At 61.0% G+C, this 16,162-nt stretch carries 8 protein-coding genes; all 8 read left to right on the top strand.

Features of this window, described 5'->3' with window-relative positions; genetic code table 11:
* The first annotated feature begins 87 nt into the window (after nt 1-87).
* The 8 genes from PLANPX_RS07835 to PLANPX_RS07870 all read left to right on the top strand — a co-directional run bounded on the left by PLANPX_RS07835 (nt 88) and on the right by PLANPX_RS07870 (nt 16,033).
* Entirely contained in the window at nt 88-1,194 is a 1,107-nt protein-coding gene (locus PLANPX_RS07835) for a type IV pilus twitching motility protein PilT (protein ID WP_152098191.1), read from the top strand.
* Nucleotides 1,195-1,366: 172 nt separating this feature from the next.
* Nucleotides 1,367-3,082: a GspE/PulE family protein gene (locus PLANPX_RS07840; RefSeq protein ID WP_152098192.1), complete on the top strand. Its 1,716-nt coding sequence runs from the start codon at nt 1,367-1,369 to the stop codon at nt 3,080-3,082.
* A gap of 165 nt (nt 3,083-3,247) precedes the next feature.
* Complete coding sequence (locus tag PLANPX_RS07845; RefSeq protein ID WP_152098193.1) at nt 3,248-4,576, top strand: type II secretion system F family protein; 1,329 nt, start codon at nt 3,248-3,250, stop codon at nt 4,574-4,576.
* A gap of 543 nt (nt 4,577-5,119) precedes the next feature.
* The gene (locus PLANPX_RS07850) at nt 5,120-6,190 is read left to right on the top strand and encodes a type II secretion system protein (protein ID WP_152098194.1); all 1,071 of its coding nucleotides are present in this window, start codon (nt 5,120-5,122) and stop codon (nt 6,188-6,190) included.
* A gap of 2 nt (nt 6,191-6,192) precedes the next feature.
* Nucleotides 6,193-7,353, top strand: a complete 1,161-nt coding sequence (locus tag PLANPX_RS07855) for a prepilin-type N-terminal cleavage/methylation domain-containing protein (protein WP_172991928.1) — start codon at nt 6,193-6,195, stop codon at nt 7,351-7,353.
* A 74-nt stretch (nt 7,354-7,427) separates the two neighbouring features.
* A complete protein-coding gene (locus PLANPX_RS07860; protein WP_152098196.1) occupies nt 7,428-8,687 on the top strand; it encodes a prepilin-type N-terminal cleavage/methylation domain-containing protein in 1,260 nt (419 codons plus the stop codon).
* Between the two features lie 12 nt (nt 8,688-8,699).
* Nucleotides 8,700-10,010, top strand: coding sequence for a type IV pilus modification PilV family protein (locus PLANPX_RS07865; protein WP_152098197.1), 1,311 nt, complete (start codon nt 8,700-8,702; stop codon nt 10,008-10,010).
* A gap of 158 nt (nt 10,011-10,168) precedes the next feature.
* Complete coding sequence (locus PLANPX_RS07870) at nt 10,169-16,033, top strand: hypothetical protein (protein ID WP_152098198.1); 5,865 nt, start codon at nt 10,169-10,171, stop codon at nt 16,031-16,033.
* Nucleotides 16,034-16,162 lie beyond the last annotated feature (129 nt).

Raw genomic sequence — 16,162 nt, forward strand, 5'->3', positions numbered from 1 at the left:
CGTCAGACTTGTCACGGGAAGAGGCTTCCCGGATGGCGCTGCTTGCCTCTCGGCAACTCGCCGCGCGATCGTTACGGGAAAGAACATATGGGTACGATTCTCATCGACAAGCTCCTCTCTGCTCAAGTCAAGCAGGGGGCGAGCGATCTTCACATCTCCGTCGGGCAGCCGCCCGTGCTGCGGCTCCACGGTCATATGCAGAAGCTCAAGACGAAGGTGCTTGAGCCCGCCGACACGATCGCGTTGATGAAGTCCATCACGCCCGATCGTTGCCAACAAGAATTCCAAGAAACCGGCAGCGCCGACTTCGGCTTCGCATTCGGCGATCAGGCCCGTTTCCGCGTCTCGATTTTCCGCCAAAAGGGCAACGTCTCGATGGTTCTCCGGCAGATTCCGGTGAACCTGATGTCGATGGATCAATTGGGCCTCCCCCCAATTTTCAAAGACCTCATTCTGCGGCCGCGCGGTCTGCTGCTCGTCACCGGGCCAACCGGTTCGGGCAAGTCGACCTCGCTCGCGGCGATGGTCGATCACCTCAACTCGACGGTCGACCATCACATCATCACGATCGAAGACCCGATCGAATTTTATCACAACCACAAGAAGTCGACGGTCAACCAGCGCGAAGTAGGCGTCGACGTCACGTCGTTCGCTGAAGCGATTCGTCGCGCATTGCGGCAGGATCCCGACGTCATTCTCGTCGGTGAATTACGCGACTTGGAAACGATTGAAGCCGCCATCACCGCGGCCGAAACAGGCCACGTCGTGTTCGGCACGCTCCATACGTCGAGCGCTGCCGGCACGATCAACCGCGTCATCGACGTGTTCCCCAGCCATCAGCAAGATCAGATCCGCACGCAGCTCGCGACGGCGATCATCGGCATTCTCGCCCAGCAGCTCGTCCCCCGCATCGGCGGCGGCCGCGCGGCGGCGTTCGAGACGCTGGTCGTTACCCCGGGCATTGCCAACCTGATCCGCGAGAACAAGATTTTCCGCATTACCTCGGCCATTCAAACCGGCTCGAAGTACGGCATGCAGCTCCTCGACGATCACCTTTTCCAGCACTGGCGGAATGAAGTCGCCACGAAGGAAGACGTAATGATGAAGTCGAACAGCCCCGACGATTTGGCCAAGCGGATCGCCGCGGCCGAGCGTGGGATCTTCGACGAACCGCAAGCGAACGATCCCGGCTAGTAGTCTCGACGAAGAGAAGAAGATTTCACGCAAAGGCGCGAAGGCGCAAAGGAAATGCAAAAAAAACGCACAGGTTCGGCGCACTGATCAATGGTTTTCTTTGCGCCTTCGCGCCTTTGCGAGAAATTTCCTTAGTTCATCCTTATTCAATTAGCATCCTGACGCGCAAGCCATGGCCCAACGCCGCATCGGACAAATCCTGGTCGACCTCGGTTACGTCTCCGACGACCAGCTCGAATTGCTGCTCGAAGAGCAACATCAGCGCACCGGCCAATTGCTGGGCCAGGTCGCGCAGGACATGGGTCTGATCAACGACGATCAGCTCGCCCAGGCCCTCGCCGAACAGCTCCACCTCCGCGTCGTCACCGTCACGGATCTCACCATCGATCCCAAAGTGATCTCCATGGTCACCGAGCCGATGGCGCAGATGTATCGCATCATTCCCACCGAGTTCGACGGTAACACGCTCACCGTCGCCATGTGCGACCCGCAGAACCTCGGCGTTCAGGACGAGCTGCGCACCTTCCTCGGCTACAACATCCGCGTCGTCGTCGCCACCGAGCCGGGCATCATCAAATCCCTCGAACGCTACTACGGCGAAAGCACCGAAAGCGTCGAGTCGATCGTCACCGCGATGGAGGACGACGCCGAACTGGCCGCCGCCGCCGCGAAGGTTGCCGGCAACTCGGTCGACCTCACCAGCGTCGAAGCCCTCGCCGACAGCGCTCCGGTCCGCAAGCTGCTCAACATGGTGCTGCTGCTCGCGATCAAGGACCACGCGAGCGACTTGCACTTCGAGCCGTTCGAAGACGAATTCCGCATTCGCATCAAGGCGGACGGCGTCCTCTACGAAATGGTGCCGCCTCCCCGCCACTTGGCCTTCGCGATCACCACCCGCATCAAGGTCATGGCGAACCTCGACATCGCCGAGCGCCGTCTGCCGCAAGACGGTCGCATCGAGCTCACCGTGGGCGGTCACCCTGTCGATCTCCGCGTCAGCGTCTTGCCGACCTTGTTCGGCGAGAGCGTCGTTATGCGGGTGCTCGACCGCTCGGTCGTGTCGCTCGACCTCCGTAACGTCGGCATGAACCAGGAGACGATGGACGTCTTCCGCCTAGCCATCGCCAAGCCGAACGGCATTGTCCTGGTCACCGGCCCGACCGGTTCCGGCAAGACGACGACGCTCTACTCGGCGCTCAACGAGCTCAATACGATCCACGACAAACTGATCACCACCGAAGATCCGGTCGAGTACGACATGGAAGGGATCATCCAGGTCCCCATCGACGCCTCGATCGGCAACACCTTCGCCGCCTGCCTCCGGGCCATCCTGCGGCAAGACCCCGACAAGATCCTGGTGGGCGAGATCCGCGACCTCGAAACGGCCGAAATCGCCGTTCAGGCGTCGCTCACCGGCCACATGGTGTTCAGCACGCTCCACACGAACGACGCCCCCAGCACGATCACGCGTTTGAAGGATATGGGGGTTCCCGTGTTCCTCATCACCGCCACGGTCGAGGCAATCCTCGCCCAGCGGCTGGTCCGGCGCGTCTGCACCAAGTGCCGCGAAGAGCACACGCCGACGAAGGAAATGCTGGACGATTTGGAGCTTTCGCCTGCCGACCTGAAGGGAAAACGCTTTTTTCGTGGCTCAGGTTGCGAAAATTGCAACAATACTGGGTACAAGGGGCGCGTTGGTCTGTTCGAGCTGATGATCATGAACAACGAGCTCCGCGAGCTCATCATGCGCAACGCCTCGACCGACGAACTCCGCGAGGCGGCCCGTCGGGGCGGCATGGTCACCCTCCGCGACGCCGGCATGAAGGCCTGCTTCGATGGGCTGACCACCGCCGAAGAAACGATCCGCGAAACGATTATGGAAGCGTAAGAGAGGTCAGTTGTCAGTGGTCCGTGGTCAGTTGCGAGCAACTCAACGACCTCCCAGCAACTGACCACGGACCACTGACAACTGACAGAGTTAGAGGAACGGGACTGAGGACCCACTGCGGACTGCGCCGCTTCAGCGACCAGCCCGACGCTAAGGATCGCCGCTATGCCAACTTTCCAATTCGAGGCGATGGACTCCACCGGGGCGGAGATCAAGGACGTCATTGACGCCGCCACCGAGGAAGATGCGCAAGCGACTATCCGGCAGATGGGATACTTCGTCACGAAGATCTCCGTCAAGAAGGTTCGCAAGAAGGCCGAAGCCGGCGGAGCCAAAAAGAAACGCGGCTTCGTTTTCGGCGGCGTCCGCTCCAAAGATCTCACCGCCTTCACCCGCCAGCTTTCCATTCTCCAGGACGCCGGCCTGCCGATTCTCCGCTCGCTCCGCATTCTCGGCGAGCAAGCGAAGCCGGGCCGTCTGAAGTACTCCCTCGAAGACACTTGCGAAGCGATCGAAGGCGGCGACACCCTCTCCGAGGCGATGGCCAAGTCGCCCAAATGCTTCGACCGCCTGTACGTCAACATGATCAAGGCCGGCGAGGCGGGCGGCGCCCTCGAAGTCATTCTCCAGCGTCTCGCCGACTTCAAAGAACGGGCCGAGTCCCTCAAACGCAAAGTTAAGTCGGCGATGATCTATCCGGTCGTCGTCGTCTGCGTCGCCGTCGGTATTTTGACGTTCATCATGATCAAGATCGTCCCGAGCTTTCAGGACATCTTCGAGGACTTTGACCTTGAGCTGCCGACGCTCACGATCTACCTGATCAACGTCGCCGAGTGGTGCCAAAACTACTGGTACCTCATCCCTGGCATCCCGATCGCCATTTGGCTCACGATCAAGCTCATTCGCAAGTTCCGCCACGGCCGCATCGGCTGGGACCAGTTCTGCATCAAGATGCCGATTTTCGGCCAGCTGGTCGAAAAGAACATCATGGCCCGCACGTCGCGGACGCTCGGCACGCTGATCGCTTCGGGCGTGCCGATTCTCGAGGCCCTCAACATCACCCGCGAGACCGCCGGCAATGCGATTTTCGAGAAGATGTTCTTGAAGATCAGCGAGCGGATCCGCGAGGGCGACGCCATCGCCGGCCCGATGAAGGAATTCTCCCGCCTCAGCTTCCACCCCGTGGCGGCCTTCTTCTGGTTCTGCTTTATCGGCGGCCCGATCGGGCTCCTGATGTACATGCTCAAATACCGCCAGCGGGTCGTCGACGACATCGTCGTCAACATGGTCGACGTCGGCGAGGAAACGGGCGAGCTCGACACGATGCTCTACAAGGTGGCCGACACCTACGACGAAGAAGTCGCTGTCCTCACGGACGGCCTGACGAAGCTCATGGAACCGCTGCTGATTATCTTCCTCGGCGGCGCCGTCGGCTTCATCGTCATCGCCCTGTTCGTCCCCCTGGTCGACCTCATCAACAACCTGTCGGGCTAGGCGGAAAATGACCGAATGACGAAACCCGAATGACGAATGGAGGGTCCTGACCCCCATTCGTCATTCGTCATTTAGGCATTCGTCATTACGCCCCACGGGCGTCTCCGGTTAGTTCCCAGCTACCCCGAAAGCAGTTAAACTCCATCCGGCACACAGTTTGCGGTTGCTAGCGATTCAACGTGCGAACTTGCTAATTTCCGCGGACTTGCGTCGGGGGGCGCCTTATTCCGCCTTGCGAAATCAAACGCTTCGTCTCATTCCAATACGCCTCTCTCCCACACGGAGAGAGGGCAGGGTGAGGGGAGGAAACTCCCATGGTGAGATTTCGCCACAGGCAGACAGGTCGAACCCCGCCGCCTGGCCACCCCCATTCGGGGGAGCCAGCCGCCAACAGTGCCCACTAAACGAACAGTGCCACTAGCCGAACGGCCCCGCCGTCCGGTCGCCCCGAACCAGACGCCAGTCCCGGAAACCAACCAGAACCGCCCAGCATCAACGCCCGGCCAGGCGAGCCAGAAGAGCAAGACAAGGAGCCAAAGTCACATGCAAGAATCGCAAGTCACCGCCGCCGCCACCAGCCAGCGTCGCGCGACCGCCCGCCGCAAGGGCTTCACCCTTACCGAACTGCTGGTGGTCATCGCGATCATCGCCGTTCTCGCCGGCCTGATCGCCGCCGCGGCGGTGAATGCGTTGAAGAACGCCAAGCGAGCCCGCATCGTTTTAGAGGTGAAGAATCTCTCGGGCGCAGCGGAGAATTTCAAGAACGACTACGGCATCTATCCGCCGAACGGGATGAACCCTTCCGGCGGGACCGTGGGGCCGATGGTGAGGGCCGACTTCGTGCGTGCGTTCAAGAAGGCCTTCCCGCGGCACAACGAGCCCGCGGACCTGATTGACGCCCTTGCCGGGGTCACGCCGTCTTCCACAACCATTGTGACGTCAGGCGCGCTTCCGAACGGCATGACCGGCGCCGAAGCCCTCTATTTCTGGCTGGGGGGATTCAGCAGCGACGAGCAATATCCCATCTCTGGGCCAGGCGGTCCGTCGTTTTCCACGGCAACCGGAAGTCCCGGCGAGGTTCTCGAAAATAGAAACAAGCGTTATGAGTTCGATTTGGGCCGCTTAACGCCCAGAAACGACGACGGTTCGTTCTTGGACGACACGTCCAACGCGGCCGCAGGCAGATTCGTAACGTATGTAGATCCGCAGAACAGCGCCATCACTCGTCGTATTAATCTCTGGCGATACATCCCTGCTGGATCGACGCAGCCGCTCGTCTACTTCGATACGTCGCGTCACAAGCCGTACCAGTACGATCCGTACGCCTCGGCGACGGCGAACAACGTCTTCGCCCTCAAGAAAGTCCGCGAAGGCAAAGCGACCGCCGCGAGCTTGCAGGACCTGGCGTTCGTGGACGCTAAGTTCCAAATTCTGCACTGCGGTCTCGACGACGATTGGGGCGACTTCGGCGTTAGCGCGTCGGGCAATTCCCCGGTTCCGACCGTCGCACAACTCGAACCTTATCTGTTCCCCAAGGGTGTCTACATCGGCCCGATCGCCGACACGCTGACCAATTTCACCGAAGGCGAACTCTCCGCCGCAGCGGAGCAATGAGCATGAAGAATCAATGCGGAATGTCGAATGGAAAGTGGGGAATGGAGCCAGAGCGGCTGCGCGCTGAGCGTGCGCTCCCCATTCAACATTCCGCATTCTCCATTGGCACGGGCCCCATTCGCACCGGCCTCACGCTCGTTGAGCTCCTGATCACCATGGCGATCATGGCGATCATCGCCGCCGCCATCCTCGGCACCGCCGCAGCGGCGATCGAGGGGGCGCGCGAGAAGCGTACGCAAACGCTGATCACGAAGATCCATACGCTCATCCTCGAACGTTACAACTCGTACGAAACGCGACGGGTCGAGGTGAAGGCCAAAATCATCAGTGATATTGACGCGTGGGTTGCGAGCTTTGTTGCAGGTTCCAGCAACCCTCAGCAAGCGATGAAAGAAGCTTCAAAGGCTCGTGGAGAGATGATTGCGGATGCAAGGCTGCTTGGCATCCGTGAGTTGATGAAAAAAGAAATGCCGGATCGGGTGGAGGACATTCTTTACGTCCCGCAGATTCTCGCTCAACCGCCGCAGTTGGCGTTCGCCTACGATCGGCGTCGGCTTCAGTTGCCGGCTACAGCCGGGCTTTCGCAAGCGGAATGCCTCTATCTTGTAGTAATGAACGCGACTGGCGACGGCGAAGCCCGAACTCTGTTCGCCAAGCAAGACATTGGAGATACGGACGACGACGGGGCTCCCGAATTCATCGATGGATGGGGAAATCCGATTGGCTGGATACGTTGGCCTGCCGGAGTGACGTCTGATTTGCAGCCTCGCAACCCTGACGGCACCCGCCCAGGAGAGACGGACCACGATCCTTTCGATCTCTACCGTCGCGATTCACCAACGGTGGTCACTCCGAATTTGGGTTACTATCCCGCGTCGCTTCGTAGCGTCTACGAGGCCAACATGCGCAACCGGATGACGCGTGCGACGGGGGCTAATATGACGCATCAGCAAGCATATCGATTGGTGCCGTTGATTTACTCTGGTGGTCCGGACGGCGAATCGAAGCTGCAACTCACTGGCGCTCAAAATGGCGATAACATCGATCCCTATGTCGCCAATCAGAGTGAGAGTTACGTCGACGGCACGCAGTCAGGCGCGCCTGTTCTCGACTCGGTGCAGCTCACCAAAGACAACATCACCAACCACCTCATCGAGTACTAACCGCCAATCGCCGCAGCAACTGCCGAAATAGCCCTGACCTAGCGAGGTCAGGGCCGCCGCCAAGAGACGAAGCTATGAACCGCCACGACCAACTGCGAACTGCCGAATGCGGAGCGATCGCCGCCGCGTCGCCGACCGCTTCCGCGCGCCGCGGCCTGACGCTGATCGAACTCCTCGTGACGATCGTCATCATGGTGACGGTCCTCGCCGGAGCCCTGCCGCTGCTTTCGCCCAACAACAACTCCCGCAAGATTCGCGAAGCTTCGCGCCAGCTCACCACGCTGTTGTCTCAAGCCCAGGCCCAAGCTGCGCGCGACGGCCGGCCCGTCGGCGTCGCCTTCCGGGAGACCGGAACCAGCTCGCCGTTCAGCGGCATGGCGCTCGAAGCCTACATGATCGCCCAGCCGCCCGCGTTCACGGGTTTCAGTGAGTTTTCTCGCGTCTCCGTGAATAAGCCCCGTTCGAACGACAAGCTGACCTATGGCGAGCCGACGACGGACAACGCCAACGGCAATGGCGGCACGATGTTCGACGCCCGTTACCGCGGAGCGGGGGTTTGGGAATTGGCGTTCACGCTGTACGGCGCCGAGGATCCCATTCCGCCGCGCATGGTTCGCAACGGCGACGTCGTCAACGCCGGCGGGAACTACTTCTTGATCGTCGACGACGGCGGCGGCACCGAGGGGGCTCATCAAGTCGACCAGGCGACCGGTTACGTCATGCCGACGAATTTCTTGCTCGCCATTTGGCTCAACCAAAACGGCCAGCAACTGGCGCCAGGCGCGCTCAAGCCGTTCTCGTTTGCCCGCCTGCCAGTCAACACTTCGGAGCAGCCGCTGCAGTTTCCTCGCGGCATCGGCATCGATCTCGAAGCATCGGGCGCTACCGGCGTCGGCGCCTCCATGCCAATGGACTTCGACTCTGGCGGAGCGACGACTGTCGGCATCATGTTCAGTCCCAACGGCTCGATCGAAGCCGTCTACCGCGACGGCGTCCGCCGTGAGGGGGCCGAGCAGATTTTCCTGCTCCTCGGCCTCTTTGAGAATGGCAACAACGGCTCGCAAGATCCCAACGACTACGATTTCTCCGCTGGAGCGAGCATTTCCAACGACGAGTTGACCCAACGTCGCACGCGCATCAACTGGCTGAGCGCTGATAGCCGTTGGGTGACGATCAACCGCGCCGGCCGCATCATCACGGCTGATAACAACATCAGCTTTGATCCGCGTCTTTCGCCTTACATCGACGACACTGCGCCTGCGGCTCAGCGTGCCAAGCAAATTGGCGACGCCCGCCAAGCCGCCAAGAACATGACTGCCGCCACCGGCCGCTAACGCCTTGAACATATGACCAATCAACTCCACATCCGCCGCGGCATCTCGCTCCTCGAAGTCCTGATTTCGATGTTCGTGTTGCTGTTCGGCCTGATGGGCGTCGCCGCCGTGTTCCCGGTCGGCAACCACTACGCCGGCAAGGGCGAGCAATTCGACCGCGGCTCCGCCCTCGCCGAAGCCGCCATGGCCGACCTCAAGGCCCGCGGATACCTCAAGCCGGAGAACTGGCTCTACGCTGCCCAGCCGACGAACGGCGTGGTCGCTGGCGACTATCGCGTCATTCAGCCCGACTGGATTCCCGGCGGCTCCCCGACGCTCAATCCGACTGCGGACTACTTCAACACGACCGGCACGGTCGGGGGAGGGCAGGCGTTCGTGATCGACCCGCTCGGCGAAGCTGCGGCGCGCAATGACGGTATGATCGCGGATCGCGACATTTTTCCGTTCGCGTTCTTCAGCGACGCTTACCCGACAGGCGCAGACAACGACCCGCTATTTTCGACGAACTCTCAGAACGTCACTTGGCCCGCTACCCCTCTACCGCCGTCAACCGTCGGCCTCGCCGAAACCCGTTGGCCAATCCGTCGCCTGACGCTCTCCTCGACGAATGTTCCGACGACGACCGTCGCAGTTCCCAACATGAGCGTCGCTTTCGCTGAGACGATCTTCCGCCTCCACGACGACGTCACGAACGAACTGCCCAAGCAAGACGATCGACCCGCCATCCAGCGCTGGAGCGCCGTCGATAGCAACGCGACCCCGACACCGAATTATGCAGCAGACGACACGCTGCTGTCGCGTCAGTATAGCGGCAGCTACTCCTGGATTGCGACGATCGTGCCGACGACCACCGGCGGCCTCAATGCGTTGCAGCCGATTAATCCGCAGTTCGGCAGCGAGCTCTACGAAGTTTCCGTCGCCGTCTTGAACAAGCGCGAACTGACGCCTTCGGCCGCGTCGGAGCGTTCGATCGCCGCCGTCATGAACCTGGGCAACGAACTTGTCATTTCGGCCGCCAACAACAACACGGACGCGGTCGACAACGCCGTCGACGGCATTCGCGCCGGCAACTGGATCGCCGTCGCCGGGGTCCATCAGGGGACGGGCCAGTTCCTGATGCGATGGTACCGAATCTTATCGATCGACGATGAATCTCAAGATCGCATGCTCGCCGATGGCAGTAACACCGGCAACTTCGCCATCCGCCGCTTGATGCTCGACGGCCCCGAATGGCCGTTGAATTCCGGCTCGAACCTCCGCGCCATCCTCCTCCCCGGCGTCATCAGCGTCGCCACGCAAATGCTGCCGATGGAGGCTCAATAAGTTGCGAGTGACGAGTGGCAAGAAGCCAAGCCGCACGACGACGCTCCCACTGACAACCGCCATCAACAACTCGCAACTCGTCGCTCGCAACCCGCAACTCGCAACTAGATTCGTCCGTTACTTGGGGCAAAACAAGTAGCACAGGAACAGCAGTCGCCATGTCTCCGCACCGCCGCCAACCATCGTCGTCGCCAGCTCCCCGCCGAGCTCGCGTCGGCCGCACCGCTCGCACCAGCCGCAGCCGGCCCGCCCGCCGCGCCCGGCTGCTCACCCGCCGCGCGAAGCTAAACGCCGCCCGCCGCCCCCGCCGCGGCGTGCTGCTGCTGGTCGTTCTCAGCTTGCTGGTGCTGTTCATGATGGTCGGCACCGCGTTCATCATCACGGCGAAGCAGTCGGAAAAGACGGCCAAGACCGCGATGAAGGCCTCGGTCCGCCTCGCCAGCGAAGCGGCCCAAACGCAACTCCTCGACGAAGTCCTGCTGCAAGTCCTCCGCGACACGAATAATCCCAACAGCTCGCTGCGATTCCACTCGCTGCTGGGGGATATGTATGGGAATGAGGGAATCAAGACGCAGGTAATGACTGGGGCGGCTTCCGCGTCGTGGGCAAAGGATGCCTCAGGATTCCCGATTGCTGGCGATCAGATTGTTGAGTTGAACCTCGACGCCAACTTCGTGCAGAATCTGCAGGGCATCGATATCGACGGCTACGGAAACTATTTTGTCACTTCAGCAACCCCGCCGCCGCGCTTTAGCCCGTACGACAACGCCTACAACGGCCAAGTCCTGACATTTCTGAGCGGCCCCGCCAGAGGTCGTAGCACGCGCATCGTCGGCTTCGTGCCGCCGAATCGCATGCGCATCATGAACGTGCAGCTGGCCGATGGATCGTTGATTACCGCTGCGAACGTCGGGACGCTCGCCGAATCTCGCATTCTCATCAACGGCCGTCCGTTCAGCGGCACGGGTTTCGGTTACAACCGTGCGGCGGCGAACAATGCCGCGAAGCTGAGCCTGCTCGAGGAAGTCAACGTCGGCGGTACGCCGTACTCGTTTGAACTCGCGTTACTGCCGAACACGACGTTCCTCAACGTGATGCAAATTCACCAAACCGCGACCGACACGGCGAACGCGAACTACCTGCTGAACAGCGCCTCGCTGCAGTTTATCGACCAGTACACCGGCGCCGACAAAGCCGCTCGCAGCATCGCCCTGGCGAACCTCGTGGGCCCGGCCGCGGCCGGCGGCGGCAACGAAGGTTACGACGCCGTCGATTTCCAGAACATGGCGCTCGCCTACCTCCCCGCGACCGCGTTGTCGGAGACGTTGATTCAGGGAGTTGACTACACAACGATGCCCGCGGCGCTTTCGCAGGCCAATACGGCGCTGCCGACTTTCGGCTCGTTGGTGCTTCCCTCCTGGCATCGTCCCGACCTGCTCTACTACTGGGCGATGCGGGCGCCCTACGCCGCCGCCACGCCCGACCTCATGACGTCGACCCTCGGCACCCAAGCGATGATGCTTCGCAAGGTGTTGCTCCGCCCGAACTGGCTCGATCATCCAAAGTTCAGCGGCAGCAATCCCGAGTTCGCCGCGACGCAAACGCCGCAACAAAAGCTGGCCCGCATGATTTACGGGCCGTGGGACGTCGACAACGACAACGACGGCGTCCGCGACAGCGTGTGGATCGACGTCGGCCTGCCCGTGATGGCCGGCCCCAACGGCAAGTTGGTGAAGCCGCTCGTGGCGATGCTGATCGTCGATCAGGACGGCAAGGCGAACGTCAACGCCGCCGGCACCTGCGACTTGGCGGGGGCTTGGGATAGTAGCGCGGGAGGAATGGCGTCGCTTCAAAACACGGGGACGCCGCCGAACACCGGTCGGCCCTCGACCATTGCTTCAACGGGCCTCACCTCCTTCACCACGCCCCGCGGCATCGGCTACGGCCCGGGCGACGTCAATCTGGCCTATCTGTTCCCCGATCCCAACCCGATTCAGCGTTTCCAACAACTGCTCACTGGCGATGGCGGCACGCCGCTCGTTCCGGGACGCTACGGCTTGCCGACCGCCGTCGGCGCTCCGATTCGTCCTGGCGTCGTCAGCGCCGTCGACCAGATGGCCCAAATCAGCATGTTCGGCTGGCCGCTGCGGGCGAACATTCGTTCAAGTTTTGGGACGCCGCCTGATCTCCGCGCGCGTTACGGCTCGGCAGTCAATTACCACGGCCAGCCGGTCTTCGACGCCACGCTAACGACGGAAATGAATACCGCCACCGACCCTGGTCTGCTGATGGACTCGCCCTACGAGCTCAATCTCTCGCAGAAGACGGCCGCCGGCGTAAATGGTTACGTCGGCGCGAGCGGCAGCGACGCTCCGTTCACCGACGGCGAGTTGGAACGGGTGCTGCGAGCCTATGACTCAGACGCCGGTTCGCTTCCTCCACGGTTAGCGACGCTGTCGCAAGCTCAAGGCACGACTCGCAACAAGCTCACGACGACCAGCTTTGATTTGCCGACGCCAAACGTCTCTTTGCCGCACGAACTGGCGAATGATGCGACGATGTATTCGACGAATCCGCTCTACAAGCGTCCTCCGCGCACGCCGGCGGATCTGGTGGAAATGCGCGTCCGCAAAGCGCTGGGGCTTCGCCCATTTCCGGAACCTCTCGCAGGGATTGGCGCCATCCGTCTGCGCAATCACATGCGACGGCTCGTAGCGCCTGAATTGCTAAACGGCACGCCTCTCAATGTGAATCGCACGCTTGGCAACGGCGCCGATGACAACAACAACGGCGTCGTCGACGAACCGGGCGAAGGGGGCGCAACCGGACAGCCGGTTTGGACGAACCGGACAGGATTAAACGCAGACTTCGATAGCTATTTTCCCCAATACGCCGCTGATTACGTTCCGGACGCCTCGAATGTTGTGACTCGCGAGGATGCCGATCACCGTCAGTTGATGGCGCGTCATCTCTACGTTCTCGCCCTCACGACGGCGGCCGAGGCAGACTACGCCGGCACGAGCGCTCAAGACAAGGAACTCGCCCGTCGCATTGCCCAGTGGGCGATCAACGTCGTCGATTTCCGCGATGCGGACAACATCATGACGCCGTTTGAATACGACACCAATCCATTTGACGGATGGGACGTGAACGGTTGGGTGGGCGACGCCAAGCCTGGCCCAGACGGCATTCTGGGCACGGCGGACGACGTCTCGGTGACGCCAGCCGATGATACTGCCGCGCATCGCGGATTAGTCTGGGGCGCCGAACGCCCCGAACTCGTGATGACCGAGACGCTCGCGTGGCACGATCGAAATACAACCGATGAAACAGACGAAGATCCTAACCCGGGCGAACAGGCCGCCTCGACGACGGACTCGCCTCCTCGAGGACCAGATCCGGACTTCGATCAACTCTATCGACCGCGCGGTGCGTTCTTTATGGAGATTTACAACCCCTGGCCGGAGACGCCGTCTCCGAGCCGCGACTTGCACCTTACGGATACGACCAACGCCGCCTTGCCGCAGCACGATTTGGGCGTCGACGTCACGCGCACTCATAATCAGCAACGCGACGGGTCGCCGGTCTGGCGCGTGATTGTGACCCGCGACGTCGACCCGCGGAAGGATCCCGACGATCCGCTGCCGGCCAATCGCCCCGCGCAAATCGACCGCTCGATCTATTTTGGCGATCGCGATCCGCAGATTGCGAACGATGGCGTCGCCTTTTATCGATTCCCGGGCGCAACGGGCGATACCGCAGACCCCGTCGTTCCGCCAGTTCGCCCAGGTCGCTACCTGGTGGTTGGTTCGGGAACTCGCGATAAGACCAATCCAAAGATCTACGCATCGCAGCTGGGGCAACGCCTGGACCAAACGCCATCGCAACGACCGCGACGTCCGCTACGGCGAGTGGAACTCGACTCCGATCTGAGCACGCTTCACTCGGTGCGCCTTCTCGACAACGCGAGTGGCGACAACACTGTAGCGACGAATGCGCAAGACGCCGCCAACCAGTACCAAATGGAGGCGCCGTCTGAAGCGCAGGCTTCGGGAGCGAACGCCGTGCCGACCATCACCGTCAACAACAGTCGCTGCGTGGCCGACGTTGCGATTATCAATGGCGCTGAAGGCGTGCGTCGCCGATTGACGTTGTCGGAGCCTGCCGGAGGATATCCCAATCGAGTGGGGAACGTGCAGTTCGTCAAATTTGATCCGCCGCCTCAGAATGCCGGTACTTCGTACGATCCCAGCGAGGATGGCATGTATTGCAACGGCGGCGATATCACGACGCCGAAAGCGATTGATACTCCTTTGGACGACGGCGACGCCGAGTTGACGAAATTAGGCACCGACTTCACGAAAGGCCGCCGACTATTTTTGCAGCGTCTCGCCAATCCGCTTGCGCCCTACCATGTGACGGCGAACCCCTATCTCACGATCGATGATACGCAGGCGTACATTACCGTATTCAACGGCCGATTGAGCCAATCTCAATCGGAACTGGGAGCTCGGAATTCGACCGTTCGAAGCGGATTCTCTAGCGCTGAACGCGGATATGGCGCACGCGGCCAGACGGAGGATCGCGATTTGTGGAAAACTCGCGCTCCTGATACCGCTAGTTTCACCAACCAGGACGCCAAACGCGCCGCAATCAATGCGAATACGACGTACTCGTTGTCGCGAATTCCTCAAATGAGCTTAGGGTTCTTGAACCGGCCCCTCATGAACACCACGGAGCCTACCCCGGCAAAGAAGCTTCTACAGCCTAAGCAGCCGTTCCCGTGGCTGACTTGGAACAATCGACCTTTCGTCAGCGGCAATGAGTTGATGCTCGTGCCACGGCATCGATCGTCGCAGATGCTTCGCTATTTCCGGTCCGGCGAAAACCCTGTGGCTGGTTGGAAGCAGTACGATCCAACCGACGCCGACGATCCGCAACAACAGCTTGCCAATCCCAATTTTCAGCCGAAACCGTTTAGCCACTTCGAAAATTTCTTCTCGACCGAAAACGCGGGCGGAACGCCTACGCCCGGCGTGCCGCTTCATCTCTATCGAATGTTGGAGTACGTCCACACTCCATCGCTATTCGTGGGAACGCAAACCTGGCTCAATCCCAACTATTTTGATTCTGCCGTCTATGCATCGCCCCCAGGCGCTGAGGACCCGCGGCTCAATTTGCAAGCGCCGTTCAACCAAGTATCAGAGTTCCGCGACCCTGGGCGGATCAATCTGAATACGGTGTCGGAGCGCGATATGAAGCCAAATGCGCCGACCTCGGCGATTGAGATGAGAAAGCGCAACGTCTGGAACACTCTCTTCCATGGCGAAACGAGCCGCAACGTCGCGCCAGGAGCAATTCATCCTGGCCCGAGCATCGATGACTGGATCATCTCGCGCAGCGGGCAGCTGCCTCCGGCGGCGCCGTCGACGCCGCCTCGCTCAGCGACGATGCTCGATCGAACGCTCCCGACTGTCTTCGCAAACCCGCTCCGCAGTCCCGACGCCGGCGATCTCGTGCCGGTTGCCGCGATGATGCGATCAGGGGTCGATTGCACGTTGCTGCGAAGCATCAGCGGCACGGCGGGGAGCACGGCTGCGCCTAACGGCGAGCCATTGTTCTCTACTGATCTGAAAGGCGCCGGCAACGATCATTGGAACTCCGAACGCAACGGCTACTTTCGATATCAGCCGATCGTCCGCCTCGACAATCTCGTCACCAACCGATCGAACGTTTACGCGATGTGGGTGACGATTGGTTTCTTCGAGGTGGAGGAAGTTCCTGATTGGAACACCGCTACTGCTGCTCAATTGAACAAAGCTAACTTCAACAATGATCCTCAGCTCTACAAAAAGGTTTACCCTGAAGGGTACGCCTTCACCCGCGAAGACGGCGTCGACGTCGGCAACGTGCGGCGAATCCGTGGTTTCTACATTATCGATCGGACTCAGATGGCTGGTTTCGAGCCAGGCGCCGATCACAACGTCGAAAACACGGTCAGGCTTCGCCGCAGGATCGAGTAAGCAGCTATTTTTCCGAGCAACGGAGCCAGCGTGCCAAACGAGCGCCTTCCCGGAACCTCGAACGCTACACCCCCGAACCCTTCCGACAGAGACAAACGCCGCCCGCAGCGGCCATAAGTAGTAGCCCCC

It is taken from the genome of Lacipirellula parvula, from assembly GCF_009177095.1.
Lineage (GTDB): Bacteria > Planctomycetota > Planctomycetia > Pirellulales > Lacipirellulaceae > Lacipirellula > Lacipirellula parvula.